Source organism: Klebsiella sp. JB_Kp042, assembly GCF_040065275.1.
Classification (GTDB): domain Bacteria; phylum Pseudomonadota; class Gammaproteobacteria; order Enterobacterales; family Enterobacteriaceae; genus Klebsiella; species Klebsiella quasipneumoniae.
Genome location: NZ_JBEAJL010000115.1, coordinates 49,955 through 74,317, shown reverse-complemented (window position 1 = coordinate 74,317; position 24,363 = coordinate 49,955). Strand labels below are relative to the sequence as shown.

Genomic DNA, 24,363 nt, shown 5'->3' with positions numbered 1-24,363 from the left:
TTTTGATATGCATCGTCATTCCCGTCTTATGGACACAGCAGCGAGCGCAGCCCGGCCGCTTTGTTGTCAATCTCCTGCCACTCCTCCTGCGCATCGGAGCCGCTGACGATCCCCGCCCCGGCATACAGTCGCAGAGTGTCGTTGTCCACTTTCGCCGAACGCAGCGCCACGCAAAACTCGCTTTGCGCCAGCGACAGATACCCGGCGGAGCCGGCGTACCATTCACGGGAAAAAGGTTCATGGCGCTGAATGAATGCCAGCGCCGCCTGCCGCGGCAGGCCGGCCACCGCGGCGGTGGGCTGGAGCTGCAGCAGACAGCGGCTGTCGTCAGGCTCCGCCAGCTCGGTCCAGATGCAGCGTCGGAGATGCTGCACCTTGCGCAGCCTCACCACCTGCGGCGGCAGAACGTCCAGCGTCGAGGCCTCACTCTGCAGGCGCTGGCAGATATCCTCCACCACCAGCATGTTTTCCCGCTGATTTTTGTCGTCTTTCATCAACCAGTCGGCCAGCTGCTGCGCCTTCGCGTCATCCTGATGATTAGCGACGGTGCCCGCCAGCGCTTCGGTGCGCAGCAGCGCGCCGCGCCGGCGCCACAGCCGCTCCGGCGTGGAGCCGAAAAACGCCTGCCGGGCATTGAACGCCATCAGGAAATGAAAACAGTTAAGATTGCGGCTGCGGCTGGCGGCCATGATGCTCACGGCATCCAGCGGGGCGGCAAACTGCAGGTCGGTTGCCCGCGCCAGCACCACTTTATCCATGTCGCCGGCGGCGATGGCCTGCGTCGCCTGGTCTATCATTGCCTGCCACTGGGGATAATCGGAGGAGTGGCGCTCGCTCAGCAGCGGCGGCACGCCGCCAGGTGTCGCCTGGGCGGTGGTCAGACTGGCGAGAAAATCACGCGCCGTCACGGCATCGTCGCGCAGGGAGAGGTCGCTGTGCAGCACCAGCCGCATCACGGCCCTGCCGCCGCACCGACGCCACTCCAGACGCGGCAGCACCAGCCGGCCCTGCTGCGGGGCAAACGCATTCAGGCCGCAGATGCGCAGATCCTGCCGCCCGGCCTGGTGTAAAAAGCGGTTTGCGGCGTCGAGCGAGGGAAAGCTTTTTACCGCCCCCAGCGCCGCCAGCTCCTCGTCGCCATTGCGCTGCTGCCAGTAGAACTGCGGCCACTGCGGCTGCTGGCCGCACCATAGCAGCGGATCGAAGGCATCATTCAGCGGAAAGGCAATATCGATAATTCGCGTGCCGGGTGAGTCAGGAAAGGGCTCACTCAGGCCGTCACGTAAACGGGCCAGCGCAGTGGAAACAGACAGCACGCAAACCTCCACGGTAGTAAAACCCCACATTATAAGGGGTTCAACGGCGGAATAGCAGTACCCATGACGAGGGAGCGGGTTTTAACTCCCCCGCTCGCCGGCCCGGAACAAGGTTGGGACGCGAGTGTTCAGGGGTCAGAGAGCGCGGCTTTCCCGCGCCATGCCGATGTGCGGAATGCCATCCTCATCATAGACCTCAGTCACTGGCGTAAAACCGAAGTGGGCGTAAAAGGCTTGCAGATGCGCCTGCGCCCCGAGGTAAATCGCCTTTTGCGGCCAGTGCCGCTGACAGCTGGCCAGCGCCTGCGCCATCAGCTGATGGCCGAGCTTTTCGCCGCGCGCGGCGGGGCTGACGATAACCCGGCCAATCACCACCGGATCGTACGTCTCTTCGCTTTTAAGGATCCGCGCATAGGCCACCAGTTCGCCATCGCGCCAGCCGAGCAGATGGCGATTTTCCCCGACCAAATCATCGCCGTCGACATCCTGATAGGCGCACTGCTGCTCCACGACAAAGACTTCGCTGCGCAGCTTCAGCAGCGCATACAGCTGGGGAACGGTAAGTTCACTATGATGGAGATCCTGCCAGGTCATCATCTGCTGCTCCTTATTGATATACTGATACTTTGCGACTCGCCCTGAGGACACTGGACGATGGAATTAACTTTTTTGGGGACATCCGCCGGGGTGCCGACCCGCACGCGTAATATGACGTCGATAATACTCAATTTGCAACAGCCAACCCGCGCCGAAATGTGGTTGTTTGACTGCGGCGAAGGGACCCAGCATCAATTTCTGCATACGCCCCATCATCCAGGCAAACTGAATAAGATCTTTATTACCCATCTGCACGGCGACCATCTGTTCGGCCTGCCCGGCCTGCTGTGCAGCCGCTCGATGCAGGGGAATTCGCTGCCGCTGACGGTCTACGGACCAAAAGGAATAAAAGAATTCATTGACACCGCGCTGCGCCTCAGCGGTTCGTGGACCGATTATCCCCTGACCATCGTCGAAGTCGGCCCCGGTCTGGTGTTCGACGAAGAGGGCTATCGGGTCACCGCGTTCCCGCTCAGCCATCCGGTGGAGTGCTACGGGTATCGCATTGAGCAGCATGACAAGCCCGGCGCCCTCGACGCCGCCCAGCTGATTGCCGACGGCGTGCCCCCCGGACCGCTGTTTCACCGGCTTAAGCGCGGTGAACAGGTCACGCTGGCGGATGGCCGGACGATCGACGGCAGCCGCTACCTGGGGCCCGCTACGCCGGGTAAAACGCTGGCCATCTTCGGCGATACCGCCCCCTGCCCGCAGGCGCTGGAAATGGCGCGCGGGGCGGATGTGATGGTGCACGAAACCACGCTGGAGCAGGCGATGGCGGAGAAAGCCAATAGCCGCGGCCACTCTTCCAGTCAGCAGACCGCAGCGCTTGCCAAAGAAGCGGGGGTCGGCACGCTAATCGCCACCCACTTTAGCTCTCGCTACAATGCCGAAGGCTGCCTGCGGATGCTGGCGGAATGCCGGGAGATTTTCCCGGACACCCTGCTGGCGGAAGACTTTATGGTCTACAGGGTGGCGTAACATTCCGGGCATAAAAAAAACCGCCATTCCGGCGGTTTTTTTATTGAGGCAATCAACTTACATCAGCGGCGTCGCCAGCTGCACGATGCTAATCAGCGGCTGCGGCCAGATACCGAGCACCAGCACCAGCAGGGCAGAGATCAGCACCACGATACCGCCCGCGCTGTACTGCCAGTTCGACGGCGCATCACGGTTCAGCTGCTCCGGCGCGCTCAGGTACAAACTCACCGCCACGCGCAGGTAGTAGTAGAGACCGATCGCCGAGCCGACAACCACCGCGGCAACCAGCCACCACAGATGGGCGTGAACACCGACGGCCAGCACGTAGAACTTACCGATAAAGCCGAGCGTCATTGGGATACCGGCCAGGGAGAGCATCATCACCGTCATCACCGCCGACAGGATCGGACGGTGCCAGAACAGACCGCGGTAGGAGAACAGCGAGTCCGCGTCCGGGCCACGGTATGGGCTGGACATCAGGCTGACCACGCCGAACGCGCCGAGGCTGCTGAACAGGTAGCCGGCCAGGTAGACGCCAACGGCTTCCATCGACATTTCGCCGCTTTGCAGGGCGATCAGCGCCACCAGCAGATAGCCGAGGTGGGAGATAGAAGAGTAACCGAGCAGACGTTTGATATTGGTCTGGCTCAGCGCCATCAGGTTACCGAAGATGATAGAGGCGAAGGCGATCAGCCCCAGCACCACGCGCACCGCTTCGCTGTTGCCCACCGGCATGTACAGGAACAGACGCATCACCACGCCGAAGATAGCAATCTTGCTGGCGGTCGCCAGGAAGGTGGAGACCGGCGCAGGCGCCCCCTGGTAAACGTCCGGCGTCCACAGGTGTAACGGCACCAGCGACAGCTTAAAGCCAAGACCGACGATCATCAGGCCGAGCCCTGCCAGCAGCAGCGGCTCGTGAAGGGTGTTGTCCGCCAGGCTCTTGCCCAGCGCAAGGAAGGACAGGTTGCCGGAGTTCGCATACACCAGCGCCATACCGAACAGCAGGAAAGAGGAGGCTGCCGCGGAGAGGATGGTGTATTTGATGCTCGCTTCCAGCGAACGCTTCTGGCGGAAGGCGTAGCCGACCAGGCCGAACAGCGGCAAGGAGATCAACTCGATGCCGAGGAACAGCGCCGCCAGATGATTCGCACCGGCCAGCAGAATGCCGCCCAGGGCGGCAATCAACACCAGCAGGTAGAACTCTTCTTTGTTGTCCTTGTAACCCTCAAGCCACGGGTAGGCGAAAGTACAGGTCGCGAGGCTCGCCAGCAGCACCAGCCCGGTATAGAGCATAGCGTAGCCGTCAACGCGGATCAGCGGCGTGACGTCCATCGCCCCATTCTGGCCGACGAACCAGAGCGAGACCAGCGCGGCGTTAAGTCCGAGAACCGACAGCGTGGCATTGAGAAAATGATTGCGTCGCCACGCAATGGAGAGCATCACAACCACCACCGTCAAGCCGACGATCAGCAGCGGTAGCAGTGCGATCAGTTGTTGTGGAGTTATTGTCATGGCGAATTACGGCCTTGTAGTAGAAACAGAATTAACAAACCACTGCTGAATGTTGCTCATCGCAGCATGCGAGGTGTCGAGGATCGGCTGCGGGAAGAAGCCCAACAGCACCAGCAGCACCACCAGCAGCAGGATGATAGACAGTTCACGCAGGGACATCCCCGGCAGCGCTTTCGCCGCGATTTCGCTTTTCGCTTTACCGAAATAAGCGCGATGCAGCATCGACAGCGAGTAAACGGACGCGAATACCAGACCAAAGGTCGAGATCACGGTGATCACCGGCACCACTTTATAGCTGCCGAACAGGATCATAAATTCGCCGACGAAGTTACCCGTGCCCGGCATCCCCAGGGTGGCGACGGCGAAGAACATCGACATCGCCGGCAGCCATTTGATTTTGCTCCACAGACCGCCCATCTGACGCATGTCACGGGTATGCAGACGTTCGTACAGCTGGCCGCAGAGAATAAACAGACCCGCCGCGGAGAGACCGTGAGCAATCATCTGGATCACCGCCCCCTGATACGCCAGCTGGCTGCCGGTGTAGATAGCAATCAGCACGAAGCCCATGTGGGACACGGAGGTGTAGGCGATAAGACGTTTGATATCCGTCTGCGCAAAGGCCATCCACGCGCCGTAGAAGATCCCGATCACGCCCAGCCACATCGCGATGGGCGCAAACTCGGCGGAGGCGTTCGGGAACAGCGGCAGCGCAAAGCGCAGCAGACCGTAGGCCGCGGTTTTCAGCAGGATCCCCGCGAGGTCGACGGAACCGGCGGTCGGCGCCTGGGAGTGGGCGTCCGGCAGCCAGCCGTGCAGTGGCACCACCGGCATTTTCACCGCGAAGGCGATGAAGAAGCCGAGCATCAGCAGGTATTCCACGCCGTGGGACATCGGGGTTTTCAACAGCTCTTCATAGTTGAAAGTCCACACGCCGGTGGCGTTGAAGTGGACGAATGCCAGCGCCAGAATGGCGATCAGCATCACCAGGCCACTCGCCTGGGTGTAGATGAAGAACTTGGTGGCCGCCGTGATACGCGTTTTACCGTCAGAGGCTTTGTGGCCCCACAGCGCGATCAGGAAGTACATCGGCACCAACATCATTTCCCAGAAGAAGAAGAACAGGAACATGTCGATGGCGAGGAACACGCCGATGACGCCGCCCAGGATCCACATCAGGTTGAGGTGGAAGAATCCCTGGTATTTTTCGATTTCGCGCCAGGAACAGAGCACCGCCAGCACGCCGAGCAGGCCGGTCAGCACCACCATCAGCAGCGACAGGCCGTCGATCGCCAGATGAATGCTAATGCCGAAGCGTGGGATCCACGGCAGCACGAACTCAGACTGCCACTGCGGAATACCCGCGGATTGCGTCAGAGAATAGCCGCCCTGCATCCACAGCTGCAGGCCAAGCGCCAGCGTCAGTCCCATAGTAATCAGCGCGATCCAGCGCGGCACTTTCACGCCAAAGCGTTCGGTCTGCCAGCACAGGAAGCCGCCGATAAAGGGGATTAATATCAACCAAGGCAATAACATGGTGATTTTTATTCCTTATTTAAGTCCGGTTCAGGCTATCTTACTCGTCATAGCGAACTCCGGCTGTGCTCACAATCCTCACGTACTTTAATACGCTCCGGTTGCTCCGCGCAGGCGGCGTCCACGTTGACTTCGCCGATAATGCCTGTCCTTTACGACCTGATTTTCAACGAATTCTCACAGAAAATTCACTTCGGTTTGAGGCTTGTTGTGTCGGGTGGCGCTAACGCTTACCCGACCTACGGTCCCGTAGGCCCGGCAAGCAGCGCGCCGCCGGGCAACACAATGGTTCTCAAACTCAACGCAATACCATCAGCAGCGCCAGCACCACCACCGCGCCGATGCTCATTGACGCCACATACCAGCGCAGATAGCCGTTCTCGCTCACCAGCAGGCCTTTACCTGCGAAGCGGGAGAGGATCGCCGGGATGTTCATCAATGCGTTCAGCGGATCGCTCTTCAGCAGCCAGGCAATGCCGAGGAATGGCTTAACGAAGACTTTGTCGTATAACCAGTCGAAGCCCCAGGCATGGAACCACCAGGTACCGAAGAAGCGGCCAGGCGCGCTGTTGGCGATAGAGGTCACCAGGGTGCGTTTGCCCAGCCACAGCCATGCGGCGATCAGGATGCCGGCAATGGCGATGATCCCGGAGGCAATCTCCAGCGTCATCACGTTGCCGTGCGCCAGTTCAGTGGTCTGCGGCAGGACGCCTTCCAGCGGCGGCACGATCAGCGCGCCAACGAAGGTGGACAGCACCAGCAGCACAATCAGCGGCAGATGATGGGTGATCCCCTTCCCTGCGTGCGCGTGAATTTGCTCTTTACCGTGGAACACGATGAAAATCATGCGGAAGGTGTACAGCGAGGTCATAAAGGCGCCGACCAGGCCCGCCACCATCAGGTTGATATGGCCGTTGGCCATCGCCCCCGCCAGAATCTCATCCTTACTGAAGAAGCCTGCGGTAATGAGCGGCAGAGCGGACAGCGCCGCGCCCCCCACCAGGAAGCAGACGTATACCAGCGGAATAGATTTGCGCAAGCCGCCCATCTTGAAGATGTTCTGTTCGTGATGGCAGGCGAGAATCACCGAACCCGACGACAGGAACAGCAGCGCTTTAAAGAACGCGTGGGTCATCAGATGGAAAATCGCCGCATCCCATGCCTGCACGCCCAGCGCGAGGAACATGTAGCCAATCTGGCTCATGGTGGAGTAAGCGAGAACGCGTTTGATGTCGGTCTGCACCAGCGCGGCGAAGCCCGCCAGCACCAGCGTTACCGCCCCGACGATCCCGACCAGATGCAGCACTTCCGGCGTCATCAGGAACAGACCGTGGGTACGGGCGATCAGGTAGACGCCCGCGGTAACCATGGTGGCGGCGTGGATCAGCGCGGAGACTGGCGTCGGACCCGCCATCGCATCGGCAAGCCACGTTTGCAGCGGCAGCTGGGCGGATTTACCGACCGCGCCGCCGAGCAGCATCAGCGTCGCCCACTGCAGCGTGGTGCTGCCGTTAGCGAAGTGCTGCGGCGCCAGCTCAACCATTTCGCGGAAGTTGAGGGTACCCAGTTCGTTATAAAGAATGAACAGCGCGAAGGCGAGGAACACGTCGCCGACGCGGGTCACCACGAACGCTTTCATCGCTGCGGCGCCGTTCTTCGGATCGGTGTAGTAGAAACCGATCAGCAGGTAAGAGCAGAGCCCCACCCCTTCCCAACCCAGGTACATCAGCAGCAGGTTATCGGCCAGTACCAGAACCACCATGCTGGCGATAAACAGGTTGGTGTAGGCGAAGAAGCGGGAATAGCCCTCTTCACCGCGCATATACCAGGAGGCGAACATATGGATCAGGAAGCCGACGCCGGTCACCACGGAGAGCATGGTCAGCGACAGGCCGTCCAGCACCAGGTTGAAGCCGATGTTGAAATCCCCAACCGACATCCAGGTCCACAGCGGCACGCTGACCGCCTGTTTGCCGTTAGCGAAAAAGTCAACGCCGACGTAGGCGGTGACCAGCGCCGCCAGGCCTACCGAGCCCATGCCAACGGTGGCGGAAAGGTTTTCCGACCAGCGCCCGCGGGAAAAGGCCAGTAGCACAAAGCCAATCAATGGCAAAAGAATGGTTAAGGCAAGCATGTTCATCCACGCAACTCACTTACTGAATCGATGTTCAGGTTCTGGCGGCGACGATGGAGCTGCAGCAGCAGCGCCAGACCGATACTCGCTTCCGCAGCCGCGAGGCTGATAGCGAGGATATACATAATCTGACCATCAGTCTGGCCCCAGTAGCTGCCCGCCACCACAAAGGCCAGCGCGGCGGCGTTAATCATGATTTCCAGGCTGATCAACATAAACAGCAGATTGCGGCGGATCACCAGCCCCGTCAGACCAAGCACAAACAGGATGGCCGCGAGGATCAGTCCATGTGTTAAGGGGATCATGCGTGTTCCTCCGTTTTTCTTTTGTCGCTGTCGTTCACGCGGTTGCTCAGCACCTCGCCGGCGCGCTCTTCGCGACCGATGTGGAAGGCGACCACCAGGCCCGCCAGCAGCAGCATGGAGGCCAGCTCCACCGCCAGGACGTACGGCCCAAACAGCGCAATACCCACTTCTTTGGCGTTGATCGCCGCGCCGTCGATACCCTGGTCGTTAATCCCCAGGATGGCGTAAACGATAACCACCAGCAGCACCGCGGAGAGGATGGCCGGGCCAATCCAGATCCCCGGCTGCAGCCATTTGCGTTCCTGTTCGATTTCGCTGCCGCCCAGGTTGAGCATCATCACCACGAAGACGAACAGCACCATAATGGCCCCGGCGTAGACGATAATCTCCAGCGCCCCGGCGAAGTAAGCGCCCAGCGAGAAGAACACCCCGGCAATCGCTAACAGCGAAATGATCAGGTACAGCAGCGCATGCACCGGATTGGTGTGGGTGACGACCCGCAAGGTTGCGAGGATGGCGATCAGGCCACAGATATAAAAAGCGAATTCCATTGCCCTCTCCTTACGGTAACAGGCTCTTGACGTCGATCGGCTTAGCTTCGTTTTCCGCTTCGCCCTTATCTTTGCCGTCGATTGCCATACCCGCCATCCGGTAGAAGTTATATTCCGGGTATTTGCCCGGACCGGAAATCAGCAGATCCTCTTTTTCGTACACCAGATCCTGACGCTTGTATTCACCCAGCTCAAAGTCCGGGGTCAACTGGATCGCCGTGGTCGGGCACGCTTCTTCGCACAGACCGCAGAAGATGCAGCGTGAAAAGTTGATGCGGAAGAACTCAGGGTACCAGCGGCCGTCTACCGTCTCTGCTTTCTGCAGCGAAATACAGCCCACCGGGCAGGCTACCGCACACAGGTTACAGGCGACGCAGCGCTCTGCACCGTCCGGATCGCGCGTCAGCACGATCCTGCCGCGATAGCGCGGCGGCAGATAGACCGGCTCTTCCGGGTACATCCGGGTTTCACGTTTGGCGAAGGCATGCAGGCCGATCATCCAGATACTGCGGACCTGGGTGCCGAACCCCACCAATAATTCTTTTAAGGTCATGTTCAATTCACCCCTTATTGCGCCTGCCAGAGAATGACAGCCGCCGTTACCAACAAGTTGACCAGCGTTAACGGCAGGCATACCTTCCAGCCAAAGGACATTACCTGGTCATAGCGCGGACGCGGTAATGATGCGCGGATCAAAATGAACATCATCATGAAGAACGCGGTTTTCAGCGCGAACCAGATGAAAGGAGGTAACCACGGGCCATTCCAGCCGCCGAAGAACAGCGTGACGATCAGCGCTGAAACGGTGACGATACCGATGTATTCACCGACGAAGAACAGACCGAACTTCATGCCGGAATATTCAATGTGGTAACCATCGGCCAGCTCCTGCTCCGCTTCCGGCTGGTCGAACGGGTGACGGTGACACACCGCCACGCCGGCGATGGCGAACGTCACGAAGCCGAAGAACTGCGGAATAACGTTCCACAGATGCGCCTGGTTGTTGACGATATCGGTCATGTTGAATGACCCCGCCTGCGCCACCACGCCCATCAGGGAGAGGCCGAGGAACACTTCGTAGCTCAGGGTCTGCGCGGAAGCACGCATCGCCCCCAGCAGGGAGTATTTGTTGTTGCTCGACCAACCGGCGAACAGCACCGCATAGACCGCCAGGCCTGCCATCATCAGGAAGAACAGGATCCCGATGTTCAGATCGGCCACCACCCACGTCGGGCTGACCGGCACGATAGCGAAGGCCAGCAGCAGCGAAGTAAAGGCGATCACCGGCGCCAGAGTAAAGATCACGCGATCCGAGAAGCGCGGAACCCAGTCCTCTTTAAAGAACATTTTGATCATGTCGGCGACCAGCTGCAGCGAACCGCCCCAGCCCACCCGGTTTGGCCCGTAGCGGTTCTGGAACAGACCGAGCAGACGACGCTCGCCGAAGCTCATGAACGCGCCGCAGGTGACCACCACCAGCAGAATGACCACGGCCTTCAGGATGCTTAACAGAATGTCGATAAGATCCGGCGTTAACCAGCTCATGCTTTCGCCTCCTGCAGTGAATCAATACGCGATCCGGTCAGTACCGGCGCAATGCCCGGCATGCCCATCGGTAAGCCAACCTGTCCTGCGGTCAGACCTTCAGAGATAACCAGCGGCAGACGCAGAGTCTGGCCTTCCACGCTAAAGGAGAGCATCGCCCCGGCGTTGACGCCAAGCTTCGCGGCATCCGCCGGGTTCAGCTTGATGTACGGCTCAGGCATCCGGCTCTGGAACACCGGCGCGCGCTGTGACAGCTCATCGCTACCAAACAGGTGGTAGTACGGCGCGATACGCCATTTCCCGTCTTCCGCCTGGAAGCTGGCCGGCACCGCCGTGAAGTATTCCAGCCCGCTGGCGGACGCTTCAAACAGACGGACGCCCGGATCGCCGTGGCGCAGTTTCCCGCCCACTTCATCCTGGAACTTGTTCCATGCCTGCGGGGAGTTCCAGCCCGGCGCCCAGGCGAACGGGATCTGCGAACGCGGGGCGGACGGCTGGTTGTTCCCTTCCATGGAGAAGGCGAACATGGTGTCTTTATCCTGCGGCTGACGCGGTTCGTGGACGCTGATGTTGGCGCGCATCGCTGTGCGGCCGCTGTAGCGGTGCGGTTCACGCGCCAGCTTCTGACCGCGAATGCGGAAGGTCGCATCCGGCGCGGCGTCTTTAATGCCCGCCAGCTGCGGCAGGGCGGCAATCGCGGCATCGATGACGTGGTCCAGCTGCGTCCAGTCAACCTGACGGTTGTTAACGGTGCTGTGCAGGGAATGCAGCCAGCGCCAGCTTTCCAGCATGACGGTTTTCGCGTCGTAGTAGGCCGGGTCGTAGACCTGGAAGAAGCGCTGAGCGCGGCCTTCGTTGTTGACCACGGTACCGTCGCTTTCCGCAAAGCTTGCCGCGGAGAGCACCAGGTGCGCTTTGTCCATAATCGCCGTGCGCTGATGGTCAACCACCATCACCAGCGGCGCTTTGGAGAGCGCTGCGTCGACGCGGGCGGCGGAAGCATGACGGTGAAGGTCGTTTTCCAGCACGATGACCGCGTCTGCGGCGCCGCTTTCCAGTTCGTCCAGCGCCTCTTCAAGAGAACCGCCGCCGATCATACCCAGACCGACGCTGTTCACCGCGCGGGCAACCATCGTCACGCCGACGTCGGCGCCGCGGCCTTTCAGGGCTTTCGCCACGTTAGCGGCGGCCTGGATGATCTCCATGCTGCCGGCGTTGGTCCCGGAAATAATCAGGGGTTTTTTCGCCCCGGCCAGCGCCTGGACGATGACATCGACTTTCCCCTGCAGTTCGCGGCTCAGGCCGTCAACCGCCGGAGCGCTGTCGTCCAGCGCATGGGCGATGGCGAAGCCGAGACGCGCCTGATCTTCCACCGGCGCGCGGTAGGTCCACGCGGCGATGTCATCCAGGCGGGTGTCATCGATGTTGGTGACGAATAGCGGGTGTTTGGCGCGCTGGCCGATGTTGAGGATCGCGGCGATCTGCCAGTCGGCCACTTTCTGCGCCGCCGCCATTTCGCGAGCTTTCCCTTTCACCGCCTGACGCACCGCCAGCGCGACGCGCGCGCCGGTCTGGGTAATGTCTTCGCCCAGCACCAGTACCGCGTCGTAGGATTCGATATCGCGCAGGCTTGGGGTGTGGATCCCACCTTCGCGCAGCACTTTCAGCATCATCTGCAGGCGCGCTTGTTCGCCTTTGGCGATGCCGGTATAGAAGTTGTCGGCGCCCACCAGTTCGCGCAGCGCGAAGTTGCTTTCAATGCTGGCGCGCGGGGAGCCGATGCCGATCACTTTCTTCGACTGGCGCAGAATATCCGCCGCGCCCTGCATCGCCTGCTCGGCGTTGAGGGTAATCAGATCGTCGCCGCGGCGCTGAACCGGCTGACGCGGACGGTCTTTCAGGTTCACGTAGCCATAGCCGAAACGACCGCGGTCGCAGAGGAAGTAGCGGTTAACGGTCCCGTTATAACGGTTTTCGATACGACGCAGTTCGCCATAGCGTTCGCCCGGACTGATGTTACAGCCGATGGAACACTGCTGGCAGATGCTCGGCGCAAACTGCATGTCCCATTTACGGTTATAGCGCTCGGAGTGGGTTTTATCGGTGAAGACGCCGGTCGGGCAGACTTCCACCAGGTTACCGGAGAATTCACTTTCCAGGGTGCCATCTTCCGGGCGGCCGAAGTAGACGTTGTCGTGGGCGCCATAGACGCCCAGATCGGTGCCGTCGGCATAATCTTTGTAGTAGCGCACGCAGCGGTAGCAGGCGATGCAGCGGTTCATTTCGTGAGAAATAAACGGCCCCAGATCCTGATTGCGGTGGGTACGCTTGGTAAAACGATAGCGGCGGAAGCTATGGCCGGTCATCACCGTCATATCCTGCAGGTGGCAGTTGCCGCCCTCTTCGCAGACCGGGCAGTCGTGCGGGTGGTTGGTCATCAGCCACTCCACCACGCTTTCGCGGAACTGCTTCGCTTCGCCATCGTCGATAGAAATAAAGGTGCCGTCGGATGCCGGAGTCATACAGGACATCACCAGGCGACCACGCGTGTCTTCCGCGTTCTGATATTGCTTCACCGCACACTGGCGGCAAGCACCGACGCTCCCTAGCGCCGGGTGCCAGCAAAAGTAGGGAATATCAAGCCCAAGAGAGAGACAAGCCTCCAGCAGGTTGTCCGCTCCGTTGACCTCGTATTCTTTGCCGTCTACATGAATCGTAGCCATTAGCGTGCTTCCAAAAATAAAAAAACCTTTAGATTACCAGCGCGTCTTAAGCAGGTTCGGCTGAATCCCGTTGATTGCATGGGTATTGCTGAACTGCTGCTTAATGCCAGCCTCGAATTCTTCGCGGAAATATTTAATCGCGCTCTGCAGCGGCTCAACCGCGCCCGGCGCGTGCGCGCAGAAGGTTTTACCCGGGCCCAGGAATCGACACAGTTGCTCAAGGGTTTCGATATCGCCAGGCTGGCCTTCGCCGCGCTCCAGGGCGCGCAGGATCTTCACGCTCCACGGCAGCCCATCGCGGCACGGCGTACACCAGCCACAGGACTCGCGGGCGAAGAACTCTTCGAGGTTGCGCACCAGCGAGACCATGTTGATCTCGTGGTCAACGGCCATCGCCAGCGAGGTGCCCAGACGGCTGCCCGCTTTACCAATGCTTTCGAACTCCATCGGCAGATCGAGGTGCGCTTCGGTGAGGAAGTCGGTCCCTGCCCCACCCGGCTGCCAGGCTTTAAACTTCAGGCCATCGCGCATGCCGCCGGCGTAATCTTCCAGGATCTCGCGGGCAGTGGTGCCGAACGGCAGCTCCCAGACGCCCGGGTTCTTCACGCGGCCGGAGAAGCCCATCAGCTTGGTGCCGGCATCTTTACTGGTGGAGATGTTCTGGTACCACTCAACGCCGTTGGCCAAAATCGCCGGCACGTTGCACAGGGTTTCCACGTTGTTGACGCAGGTCGGCTTACCCCACACGCCGGAGCTCGCCGGGAACGGCGGCTTGGAGCGCGGGTTAGCGCGGCGACCTTCCAGGGAGTTAATCAGCGCCGTCTCTTCGCCGCAGATATAGCGCCCTGCCCCGGTGTGGACAAACAGCTCGAAGTCAAAACCGGTGCCGAGGATGTTTTTCCCCAGCAGGCCCGCCTCGGTGGCTTCGGCAATCGCGCGGCGCAGATGCTGGGCCGCTTCGATATACTCTCCGCGCAGGAAGATGTAGCCGCGCCAGGCCTTCAGCGCAAACGCGGAGATCAGCATGCCTTCCACCAGCAGGTGCGGCAGTTGCTCCATCAGCAGGCGGTCTTTATAGGTGCCCGGCTCCATTTCATCGGCGTTACACAGCAGGTAACGGATGTTCATGGACTCGTCTTTCGGCATCAGGCTCCACTTCAGACCGGTGGAGAAGCCCGCGCCGCCGCGCCCTTTCAGGCCAGCGTCTTTTACCGCCGTGACGATCTCGTCCGGCGCCATGCCGGTCAGCGCTTTTCGCGCCCCTTCATAGCCATTTTTGCTGCGATACTCGTCCAGCCAGACCGGCTGCTTGTCGTCGCGCAGGCGCCAGGTGAGCGGATGCGTTTCCGCAGTACGAATTACGGTTTTCATTTGTACTGCTCCAGCAGGTCAGGAATTGCCTCCGGCGTCAGATGGCTGTGAGTGTCCTCATCAATCATCATGGTCGGTCCCTTGTCGCAGTTGCCCAGGCAGCAGGTCGGCAGCAGGGTAAAGCGGCCATCAAAGGTGGTCTGCCCTGGCTTGATGTTCAGCTTCTTCTCGATGGCGGCCTGAATTCCCTGATAGCCGGTAATGTGGCACACCACGCTGTCGCAGTAGCGGATCACGTGACGGCCAACCGGCTGGCGGAAAATCTGGCTGTAGAACGTCGCCACGCCTTCGACGTCGCTGGCCGGGATGCCCAGCACATCGGCAATGGCGTAGATCGCGCCATCCGGCACCCAGCCGCGCTGTTTCTGAACGATTTTCAGCGCTTCGATGGACGCCGCACGCGGGTCTTCGTAGTGGTGCTTCTCGTGCTCAATAGCCTCACGCTCTGCCGCACTCAGCTCAAAAGCCTCGGTTTGTGGTTGTTGATTCTCGTGCATAATTAGCGGTCCACGTCTGACATAACAAAATCGATACTACCCAGATAGACGATCAGGTCGGATACCAGGCTGCCGCGGATCGCCGACGGGATCTGCTGCAGGTGCGCAAAGCTCGGCGTGCGGACGCGGGTACGGTAGCTCATGGTGCTGCCGTCGCTGGTCAGGTAGTAACTGTTAATCCCCTTGGTCGCCTCAATCATCTGGAAGGATTCGTTGGCCGGCATGACCGGGCCCCACGATACCTGCAGGAAGTGGGTGATCAGGGTTTCGATATGCTGCAGCGTGCGCTCTTTCGGCGGCGGCGTGGTCAGCGGGTGATCCGCTTTGAACGGCCCTTCCGGCATATTGTCGAGGCACTGCTGAAGAATGCGCAGGCTCTGGCGCAGCTCTTCGACTTTCAGCATCACGCGGGTGTAGCAGTCAGAGACGCCGCCCCCGGTCGGGACTTCGAAGTCGAAGTTTTCATAGCCAGAATAAGGACGCCATTTACGCACGTCGAAGCCGATACCGGTGGCGCGCAGGCCTGCGCCGGTGGTGCCCCACTCCAGCGCCTCTTTAGCGGTATAGGCTGCCACGCCGACGGAACGGCCCTTCAGAATGGTGTTGCGCAGGGCGGCTTTTTCATAGGAGTCCAGACGCTTCGGCATCCACTCGAGGAACTCACGCAGCAGACGATCCCAGCCGCGCGGCAGATCGTGCGCGACGCCGCCGATGCGGAACCACGCCGGGTGCATACGGAAACCGGTGATCGCTTCCACCAGATCGTAGATTTTCTGCCGATCGGTAAAGGCGAAGAAGACCGGGGTCATCGCGCCGACGTCCTGAATAAAGGTAGAGATATACAGCAGGTGGCTGTTGATGCGGAACAGTTCGGAGAGCATTACGCGGATCACGTTGACGCGATCCGGCACGGTGATCCCGGCCAGTTTTTCCACGGCCAGCACGTACGGCATCTCGTTGACGCAACCGCCAAGGTATTCGATACGGTCGGTGTACGGGATGTAGCTGTGCCAGGACTGGCGCTCGCCCATCTTCTCGGCGCCGCGGTGGTGGTAACCAATGTCCGGCACGCAGTCGACGATCTCTTCGCCATCCAGCTGCAGAATAATGCGGAACGCACCGTGCGCGGAGGGGTGGTTCGGACCGAGGTTGAGGAACATGAAGTCCTCGTTGTCGGTGCCGCGCTTCATGCCCCACTCTTCCGGTTTGAAAGTCAGCGCTTCCATCTCCAGATCCTGTTTGGCTTTGGTCAGCTCAAACGGATCGAATTCGGTGGCGCGCGCCGGGTAGTCTTTACGCAGCGGGTGGCCTTCCCAGGTCGGCGGCATCATGATGCGACGCAGGTTCGGGTGGCCATCGAAGGTAATACCAAACATTTCCCAGGTTTCACGCTCATACCAGTTGGCGTTGGGGAACAGTTTGGTGAAGGTCGGCAGATGCAGATCGTTTTCAGACAGCGCCACCTTGAGCATGATGTCGCGGTTGCGGTCGATGGAAATCAGGTGATAGAAAACGGAAAAATCCGCGGCGGGCAGGCCATCGCGGTGCGTGCGCAGACGTTCGTCCATGCCGTGCAGGTCAAACAGCATCACGTAAGGCTTCGGCAATTTCTTCAGGAAATCACCCACCTCAAGCAGCTGCTCGCGCTTGACCCATACCACCGGTACGCCGGTACGGGTTGGCTGAACGGTAAAGGCATCCGGCCCAAAGCGGTTGCGCAGTTCGCCGATCACCGGGTCATCAAGGTGATCGCGGGTTTGCCAGGCTGGTGCGGCGTCATGCGCGGTTAAATCGGTCATATTGTTCACCATTGCAAAAGGTCCGTGGTGACTGCCGGGCGAGACTTCGCGCTGTTGTAGATTGATTTGCGAAGTGGTTCTCCCGCCCGCAGGCGCAAATTAAATCTCGTCCGGCGTCCGCAGATTGGTCACTGCAATACGTTCGCCGCGTTTACGCTCGCGTTCCGACTGCATATTGGCGCGATAGACGCCCTGATCGCCAACCACCCATGAGAGCGGACGACGTTCTTTACCAATGGACTCCTGCAGCAGCATCAGCGCCTGCATATAGGCCTCCGGACGCGGCGGGCAGCCCGGGATGTACACATCGACCGGAATGAATTTATCCACGCCCTGGACGACGGAATAGATGTCGTACATGCCGCCGGAGTTCGCGCAGGCGCCCATGGAGATCACCCACTTCGGCTCCAGCATCTGATCATAGAGACGCTGAATAACCGGCGCCATTTTGGTGAAGCAGGTTCCGGCGACCACCATCAGGTCCGCCTGACGCGGAGAGGCGCGCAGAACTTCGGCCCCAAAGCGCGCAACGTCATGCACCGCAGTGAATGACGTCACCATTTCCACATAACAGCAAGAAAGGCCGAAGTTATACGGCCAAATTGAGTTCTTACGGCCCCAGTTCACCATGTCATGCAGCGCGTGTTCGAGTTTCCCCATATACACGCTTTTGTTGACTTCCTGCTCCAGGGGGTCGGTAACGATCTCCTGTTTCTGCAGGGGGTAACGGTCGTTCTCACCGTTAGGATCTATGCGGGTGAGCGTATAATCCATCTTATTGCCTCGCTTTTACTGCATATGACGGTTAGTGGGACTGTCTGTTTCCGGGTTAACCAGCGTGCGACGGGAACGCGCAGGCGTCCAGTCCAGTGCGCCGATGCGAACGAGATAAACCAGACCAGCCAGTAGCACTAAAATGAAAATTGCGGCTTCCACAAAGCCGACCCAGCCGCTCTCGCGGATGGAGGTCGACCATGCGTAGAGATACAGGGCTTCCACGTCGAAGATAACGAAGAACATGGCAACCAGATAAAACTTCGCAGAAAGACGTAAGCGGGCCGAACCAACGGAGTCGATCCCCGATTCAAACGGCGTGTTTTTGCTACGCGCGCGCGCGCGACCGCCAAGGTACCAGCCGCCGACGAGCATCAGGCAGCACAGACCGATAGCGATGATGAGAAATATAGCGAATGCCCAGTGATGAGCGATGACTTCAGTGGATGTTGACATACGCATTGCTTAACCAAAAAAGTGTAGCGCCAAAACCCTCTGCTCTTACTGGCAGATGAACGCCACAGCGTTTCACGGGAGGAATAAAAAATAACCGTGCAAAAAAGCGTCCCTGGAAGATGTGAGAAGCCCAGATGCCGTGGCTTTTTACCCCTTTCTTTAACCTTTTGTCAACTTTAACAAAAGTTTTCATAACATTAATTTACATTGGAATCTTTTCATTAACATTAAATGCCCTTTTATGCGAAATAACCTTGCATACTGTTCGGTTTTAGTGTTGTTGAATCGTGTCCGTTTCCGTCGTAAATCAAAAATCCCTGCTATTTTGACAGGATTTAGCCTCGATTCCTCCCCCCAAAGAGGGGTATTTTCTTGATCTGCGACACGGTTTTGTTAATTACCCCAGGAAATCGGCAACAATCCATCCGGTTTTTTAACATTAGCAGGAAGTGTTGAAAGTGCAGGAAAAAGTCGGCAAGGTGAGCGTCCGGTCACGCCAATGTGCTGATTTTTCTGCAAAGAAATAAAAAAAAGATTCAAAACATCAATAAGAGTGCAAAAAAAAGAGCCACCAGACGAGAAACCCACCCCTGAGGCTCTTTTTGGACACTTACATTCTGTTACCAGTTTTTGTGATCTTTGTTAGCAAAATAACCTCACAAAATGAAGGTGCTTCCTCCCTCTTCCGGAGTAAGTGCCGGCCCCGCGCGCCAGGGATCGCTCTCCTGGCTCAGAGACTGAAAAATCGCCTGCGGTAGTTCGCTCACCGTCTGCGGATTGCAGCTGACGACGTACCGGGTATCCGGCAGGACCGGCAGGCCATCGCTAATGCCGGCCACGCGCAAATCCGGGCTCATCATTTCGACCGGACGCGCGGTGACCCCCAGTCCGGCTTTCACTGCCGCTTTCACCCCGGAGAGCGACGAGGCGCCGTGGGCCAGATGCCAGGAGACGCGGGCAGCCTCCAGCACGGCGATGATGTCCTCACGGAACGGGCCAGGCTCTTCGAGCAGGATCAGGGGGATCGACTCCCCTTTAGCCAGCACGTAGTCCGCCGCACAGTACCAGAGGGTAGGCGACGTTCTCAGCGTAAAAGCGGTAAAACCGGGAAGCTGATGGGTGGTTAATGCCAGATCGACCTCTCCCCCGCTCAGCATCGCCATGATGACGGCGTGGGGATGGACTTTAATCTCCAGCGTCATTCTGGGATAGAAGCAGCCGATGCGGTTTAACAGAAACGGCAGGATAGTATCAGCGGTTTCTTCCGACGCGCCGATGGTCAGTCCCCCCTGCAGACTGCCATACATCAGCGACATGCAGGCTTCATCGTTAAAGCGCAGGATTTTGCGGGCATAGCCCAGCAGCTGAATGCCCTGCTCGGTCAGCAGTTTATTGCGTCCGTGACGAGCGAAAAGCTCCTTGCCAACCAGCTGCTCCAGGCGTTGCATTTGCTGGCTGACCGCGGACTGGGTACGGCACACTGCGGCGGCGGCGGCGGCGAAGGTGTTCAAATCAGCGACGGCTACAAAGGTGCGCAGCAGATCGAGATCGAGGTTGAGTATCGGACGTGTTGTATTAATCATCTTTCTTCACTTACAGGTGGCTAACGCTGACCTGCCTTGTTGATGCTTTACGCCAGGTTTCCGGCTATTCCCTGAGCCTTGTGCTCACCGTCAGATGGCGGATAAACAACTGGACGAACGTTATTACATGCCAAAGTACTCATCTGAGCAAATGCGCAGAACACCGGAGTAATATATTGTTCGTATTCCTCATTATTATTAATTACCACGGCCAGCAAGGCGTCATACGTCGCCCCGGGAAATCGCACAGTGGTGGTGAGAAAGCCTCTCTTTCGCCGGACTTCTTTTTTGGCGAAAAACGAACAATAAAATTCTGTAATAACAATATATTAGATACCAATTCAGCCGTAAATCATACCGACTACCACTGATATTAACGGCGATATTCTAACCGATCCCCATCCTTTTTATAAGCCTTAATAAGGATTAACTGAGTTAATTTTAAATTTTTTTCAACATTTTATATAAATTAACAAACCTCAGATTATTACCTGTCAAAAATAATAATAATGCGCTTGCGCACAGTTTTTTATTAAAATTACTTAACATCAAGATTACAAATCAACCGCTATTACATTAAGGATAGCGTTTTTTTGCGGCCATCCATTCTTCAGCCCCCCCGTTTACCCGACAAACAAACCAGATAAATGATGGTAAAAAAGGCACAACCTCAACATAGACGACCGAAAAAATGCCATGAAAAGGCATAAACAACAGGAAAAATCAGCAATCAGCAGATAAATCAATTACGCTTAAAATCCTGCGTTAGCAAAATCTTCTCCTGCAAAGCCTTCAAAACAGCGGGGAGGCGGAGTACATTGTTCCGTGCTGACTTCCACGGCAGGGAGTGGCGATAACAGCTAAAAGGTCAAGATTCATGTCCCCCATCGAAAAATCCAGCAAGTTAGAGAACGTCTGTTATGACATCCGCGGCCCGGTTCTGAAAGAAGCGAAACGTCTTGAAGAAGAAGGCAATAAGGTTCTGAAACTGAACATCGGCAACCCGGCGCCCTTCGGCTTCGAAGCCCCTGACGAGATCCTCGTCGACGTCATCCGCAATCTGCCTACCGCCCAGGGTTACTGCGATTCGAAAGGATTGTACTCGGCGCGTAAAGCCATCATGCAGCATTACCAGGCGCGGGGAATGCGCGATGTCACCGTGGAAGATATTTACATCGGCAACGGCGTGTCCGAACTGATTGTCCAGGCGATGCAGGCGCTGTTAAACAGCGGCGATGAGATGCTGGTTCCCGCCCCGGACTACCCGCTGTGGACGGCGGCGGTGTCCCTTTCCAGCGGTAAAGCGGTGCACTATCTGTGTGACGAATCCTCTGACTGGTTCCCGGATCTTGACGATATCCGCGCTAAAATTACGCCTCGCACCCGCGGGATCGTGATCATCAACCCCAACAACCCCACCGGCGCGGTCTATTCCAAAGAGCTGCTGCAGGAGATCGTGGAGATCGCCCGCCAGCACAACCTGATTATTTTCGCCGATGAGATCTACGACAAGATCCTCTACGACGAAGCCCAGCATCACTCCATTGCCGCTCTGGCGCCCGATCTGCTGACGGTGACCTTCAACGGACTGTCGAAAACTTACCGCGTCGCCGGCTTCCGTCAGGGCTGGATGGTGCTGAATGGCCCGAAAAAACATGCGAAAGGCTATATCGAAGGACTGGAAATGCTGGCGTCGATGCGTCTGTGCGCCAACGTGCCGGCCCAGCATGCTATCCAGACGGCGCTGGGCGGCTACCAGAGTATCAGCGAATTCATCATTCCCGGCGGGCGTCTGTATGAACAGCGCAACCGCGCCTGGGAGTTGATCAACGATATTCCGGGCGTCTCCTGCATGAAGCCAAAAGGCGCGCTGTACATGTTCCCGAAAATCGACGCCAAACGCTTCAATATTCACGATGACCAGAAAATGGTGCTCGATTTCCTGCTGCAGGAGAAAGTGCTGCTGGTGCAGGGTACTGCCTTTAACTGGCCGTGGCCGGATCACGTACGCATTGTGACCCTGCCTCGCGAAGACGACCTGGAGATGGCGATCTCCCGCTTCGGCCGCTTCCTCTCCGGCTACCATCAGCTGTAATCGTGCCGCCGCCGGCATTTGCATCCGGCGGCGATCCCTGCGCACAATGGAACCCGATGTTGTCACTGATTAAGGGTTCCTATGAGTCAGAGTCATTTCTTTGCCCACCTCTCCCGTCTGAAACTGATTAACCGCTGGCCGCTGATGCGCAACGTGCGCACTGAAAATGTCTCCGAGCACAGCCTGCAGGTGGCGATGGTCGCCCACGCGCTGGCGGCGATCAAAAACCGCAAATTCGGCGGCCAGGTCAACGCCGAGCGTATCGCCTTGTTAGCGATGTACCATGACGCCTCGGAAGTCTTAACTGGCGATCTCCCTACTCCGGTGAAATATTTCAATTCGCAGATTGCCCAGGAATATAAGGCGATTGAGAAAATCGCCCAGCAGAAGCTGGTGGATATGGTGCCTGACGAGCTGCGCGATATTTTCGAACCGCTGATTGACGAGCATCACTACAGTGAGGAAGAGCAGTCGATCGTCAAACAGGCTGACGCCCTCTGCGCCTACCTGAAATGCCTCGAAGAGCTGTCGGCGGGCAACAACGAATTTCTGCTGGCCAAAGGCCGTCTGGAAAAAACGCTGGCATCGCGGCGCAGCGCGGAGATGGATTACTTTATGCAGGTGTTTGTCCCGAGCTTCCAGCTGTCGCTGGATGAAATCAGCCAGGATTCGCCGCTGTAATTTTTCAGGCCGGGCAGCGGTCGCCCCCTACCCGGCCTGCATACCTTAAAACGGGAAGAGCACCGGGATCAGCAGGACGCAGACCACCATTACCAGCACGGTAAAGGGCACGCCAATCTTTACAAAGTCGCTGAAGGAATACTTACCCGGGCCAAGCACCAGGGTGTTGACCGGCGAGGAGACCGGGGTCATAAACGCCGCCGAAGCCGCCATCGCCACCACCATGGCAAAGGGATAGGGCGACACGCCCATCGACTTCGCCGCCGCTAAGGCAATAGGCGCCATCAGCACTGCAGTGGCCGTGTTAGAGATAAACAGGCCTATCGCCGCGCACATCACAAACAGGCAGCCGAGCATCAGATAAGGCCCCTCGCCTCCGGCAACGTCCATCAGTCCCTTGACCACCAGATCCACCCCACCGGTTTTCTGCAAGGCCAGGGCAAACGGCATCATCCCGACAATCAGAATAATGCTCGGCCAGTGGATCGCCTTGTAGGCACTTTCGGCGTTGATGCAGCGGAATTTGCCCATCAGCAGACAGGCGATGATCGCGGCGATAGGGTTGGGGATTTCATCCGTCAGCATCAGGGCCACCATCAGCACCAGACAGAAAATCGCGTGCGGAGCCTGGCTGTGGGCCGGCGAAGCGTCATCGACCTCAACCGGCATATTGAGCACCACGAAATCCCGACCGCGCTTCGCCAGCAGGGCAATTTGCCGCCAGTTGCCGACCACCAGCAGGATATCGCCGAGCTGCAGCGGCTCATCGACCACGGAACCATCCATCGCTTTGCCATCGCGCTTCATGCCGACGATATTGAGACCAAACCGGGTGCGGAAGGCTATCTCACGCACCGTTTTACCTATCATCTCTGAATCCGGGATCAGCGCCACCTCCGCCATCCCCACATCCAGCGCCTGATCGGCAAAATACTCGCCGCGCAGCACCATCGGCTCGAGCATTTGCTCGCCGCAGAACTGGCGCAGGTCGACATCGGAGGCGGACATATCGATCAGCAGGACGTCGCGGGCGCGAAATTCCGATACCCCGTTGACGTTAACAATCACCCGACGGAACCGCCGCCAGCGCTCAACGCCGATAACGTTGGCACAGTAGCGCTCACGCAGCTTTAAATCATCCAGCCGCTGACCGATCATCGGCGAACCGGGTCGGATCGCCAGCCGGCGGGCGCGGCCGGTGAGGTGATATTCGCGAATCAAATCGCGGAAGGTGCTTCTTTTTCGTCCATCGCGCGCGGATTCGCCATTATCCGTCTTCAGCATAAAGCGCACCGCCAGCATATAGACGATGCCCAGGATCAGCACCACCAGGCCAATCGGGGTGACGCTGAAAAAACTGAAGCCGTGCAGCCCTTCGCGCAGCAGTTCGCTGTTGACCACCAGGTTGGGCGGCGTCGCCACCAGGGTCATCATCCCGCTGATAAGCCCGGCGAAGCTCAGCGGCATCATCAGCCGCGAGGGGGAGGTATTCATCCGCGCCGAGACGCTAAGGACCACCGGAATGAAAATGGCGACCACGCCGGTGGAGCTCATAAACGCGCCCAGCCCGGCGACGGTGAGCATCAGGTAGATCAGCATTTTGGTTTCGCTGTTGCCTGCTACGCTCACCAGCCAAGCGCCCATCTTGGTGGCTACCCCGGTACGCACGAGGCCGTCGCCGATAATAAACAGGGCGGCAATCAGGATCACGTTAGGATCGCTGAACCCGGAAAAAGCTTCGGTCAGCGTCAGCGTGCCGCTGAGGACAAAGGCGACAATGACCATCAGGGCGATAGCATCCATGCGCACCTTGCCGGTAGCAAACAGCACAACCGCGATGGCCAGGAGGGATAAAACCCAAATCAATTCACCGTTCACAACGTTTCCTTGTCACAAGTGGGAGTCGA

The 24,363-nt window shown here is 58.5% G+C and carries 20 protein-coding genes; 3 read left to right on the top strand and 17 right to left on the bottom strand.

The features are described from left to right. Positions 1-26: 26 nt before the first annotated feature. Both menF and ABLV54_RS24385 read right to left on the bottom strand, forming a co-directional pair. Positions 27-1,316: an isochorismate synthase MenF gene (gene menF / locus ABLV54_RS24390; protein WP_064155537.1), complete on the bottom strand. Its 1,290-nt coding sequence runs from the start codon at positions 1,314-1,316 to the stop codon at positions 27-29. Positions 1,317-1,451: 135 nt separating this feature from the next. Continuing rightward, positions 1,452-1,913 (bottom strand): GNAT family N-acetyltransferase, encoded by a 462-nt coding sequence (locus ABLV54_RS24385; RefSeq protein WP_032428946.1) that lies wholly within the window; start codon positions 1,911-1,913, stop codon positions 1,452-1,454. Positions 1,914-1,970: 57 nt separating this feature from the next. Between ABLV54_RS24385 and rnz the strand changes: the two genes are divergently transcribed. Continuing rightward, complete coding sequence (gene rnz / locus ABLV54_RS24380; RefSeq protein ID WP_101881359.1) at positions 1,971-2,891, top strand: ribonuclease Z; 921 nt, start codon at positions 1,971-1,973, stop codon at positions 2,889-2,891. A 57-nt stretch (positions 2,892-2,948) separates the two neighbouring features. On the opposite strand, the gene nuoN is transcribed toward rnz, so the two are convergent. From nuoN to ABLV54_RS24310, 14 genes are all read right to left on the bottom strand, one after another. Further along, positions 2,949-4,406, bottom strand: coding sequence for an NADH-quinone oxidoreductase subunit NuoN (gene nuoN / locus ABLV54_RS24375; RefSeq protein ID WP_248861005.1), 1,458 nt, complete (start codon positions 4,404-4,406; stop codon positions 2,949-2,951). Positions 4,407-4,412: 6 nt separating this feature from the next. Then, entirely contained in the window at positions 4,413-5,942 is a 1,530-nt protein-coding gene (gene nuoM, locus ABLV54_RS24370) for an NADH-quinone oxidoreductase subunit M (protein ID WP_048297929.1), read from the bottom strand. Positions 5,943-6,240: 298 nt separating this feature from the next. After that, positions 6,241-8,082 (bottom strand): NADH-quinone oxidoreductase subunit L, encoded by a 1,842-nt coding sequence (gene nuoL / locus ABLV54_RS24365; RefSeq protein WP_032453592.1) that lies wholly within the window; start codon positions 8,080-8,082, stop codon positions 6,241-6,243. Continuing rightward, positions 8,079-8,381: an NADH-quinone oxidoreductase subunit NuoK gene (gene nuoK, locus ABLV54_RS24360; RefSeq protein WP_004865088.1), complete on the bottom strand. Its 303-nt coding sequence runs from the start codon at positions 8,379-8,381 to the stop codon at positions 8,079-8,081. The genes nuoL and nuoK overlap by 4 nt, the downstream gene beginning before the upstream one ends. Beyond that, the gene (gene nuoJ / locus ABLV54_RS24355) at positions 8,378-8,932 is read right to left on the bottom strand and encodes an NADH-quinone oxidoreductase subunit J (RefSeq protein ID WP_004201743.1); all 555 of its coding nucleotides are present in this window, start codon (positions 8,930-8,932) and stop codon (positions 8,378-8,380) included. Before nuoJ ends, nuoK begins: the two co-directional genes overlap by 4 nt. A 10-nt stretch (positions 8,933-8,942) precedes the next feature. Further along, complete coding sequence (gene nuoI / locus ABLV54_RS24350) at positions 8,943-9,485, bottom strand: NADH-quinone oxidoreductase subunit NuoI (RefSeq protein ID WP_002913152.1); 543 nt, start codon at positions 9,483-9,485, stop codon at positions 8,943-8,945. Positions 9,486-9,499: 14 nt separating this feature from the next. Further along, complete coding sequence (gene nuoH, locus ABLV54_RS24345; RefSeq protein ID WP_023290510.1) at positions 9,500-10,477, bottom strand: NADH-quinone oxidoreductase subunit NuoH; 978 nt, start codon at positions 10,475-10,477, stop codon at positions 9,500-9,502. Continuing rightward, on the bottom strand, positions 10,474-13,200 hold the full coding sequence (gene nuoG, locus ABLV54_RS24340; RefSeq protein ID WP_044524268.1) for an NADH-quinone oxidoreductase subunit NuoG: 2,727 nt from the start codon (positions 13,198-13,200) through the stop codon (positions 10,474-10,476). The genes nuoH and nuoG overlap by 4 nt, the downstream gene beginning before the upstream one ends. Before the next feature lie 33 nt (positions 13,201-13,233). Next, complete coding sequence (nuoF, locus tag ABLV54_RS24335; RefSeq protein ID WP_060590083.1) at positions 13,234-14,571, bottom strand: NADH-quinone oxidoreductase subunit NuoF; 1,338 nt, start codon at positions 14,569-14,571, stop codon at positions 13,234-13,236. Next, positions 14,568-15,068 carry an NADH-quinone oxidoreductase subunit NuoE gene (nuoE, locus tag ABLV54_RS24330; protein ID WP_002913160.1) on the bottom strand — a complete coding sequence of 167 codons (501 nt, stop codon included), beginning with the start codon at positions 15,066-15,068 and terminating at the stop codon, positions 14,568-14,570. The genes nuoF and nuoE overlap by 4 nt, the downstream gene beginning before the upstream one ends. A gap of 2 nt (positions 15,069-15,070) precedes the next feature. Further along, positions 15,071-16,879: an NADH-quinone oxidoreductase subunit C/D gene (gene nuoC, locus ABLV54_RS24325; protein WP_004201746.1), complete on the bottom strand. Its 1,809-nt coding sequence runs from the start codon at positions 16,877-16,879 to the stop codon at positions 15,071-15,073. An 87-nt stretch (positions 16,880-16,966) separates the two neighbouring features. Further along, positions 16,967-17,641, bottom strand: coding sequence for an NADH-quinone oxidoreductase subunit NuoB (gene nuoB / locus ABLV54_RS24320; protein ID WP_002913178.1), 675 nt, complete (start codon positions 17,639-17,641; stop codon positions 16,967-16,969). A gap of 15 nt (positions 17,642-17,656) precedes the next feature. After that, the gene (gene nuoA, locus ABLV54_RS24315; RefSeq protein WP_002913181.1) at positions 17,657-18,103 is read right to left on the bottom strand and encodes an NADH-quinone oxidoreductase subunit NuoA; all 447 of its coding nucleotides are present in this window, start codon (positions 18,101-18,103) and stop codon (positions 17,657-17,659) included. A 650-nt stretch (positions 18,104-18,753) separates the two neighbouring features. Beyond that, on the bottom strand, positions 18,754-19,680 hold the full coding sequence (locus tag ABLV54_RS24310) for a LysR family transcriptional regulator (RefSeq protein WP_101881360.1): 927 nt from the start codon (positions 19,678-19,680) through the stop codon (positions 18,754-18,756). A gap of 877 nt (positions 19,681-20,557) precedes the next feature. Here ABLV54_RS24310 and alaA point away from each other — a divergent pair. Together alaA and yfbR are read left to right on the top strand one after the other, a co-directional pair. Then, positions 20,558-21,775, top strand: coding sequence for an alanine transaminase AlaA (gene alaA, locus ABLV54_RS24305; RefSeq protein ID WP_004201748.1), 1,218 nt, complete (start codon positions 20,558-20,560; stop codon positions 21,773-21,775). 81 nt (positions 21,776-21,856) lie between these two features. Beyond that, the gene (yfbR, locus tag ABLV54_RS24300; protein ID WP_002913188.1) at positions 21,857-22,456 is read left to right on the top strand and encodes a 5'-deoxynucleotidase; all 600 of its coding nucleotides are present in this window, start codon (positions 21,857-21,859) and stop codon (positions 22,454-22,456) included. A gap of 45 nt (positions 22,457-22,501) precedes the next feature. Here the strand turns inward: yfbR and ABLV54_RS24295 are convergent, their stop codons facing one another. After that, positions 22,502-24,334 (bottom strand): SLC13 family permease, encoded by a 1,833-nt coding sequence (locus tag ABLV54_RS24295; protein WP_044524269.1) that lies wholly within the window; start codon positions 24,332-24,334, stop codon positions 22,502-22,504. Positions 24,335-24,363: the final 29 nt, after the last annotated feature.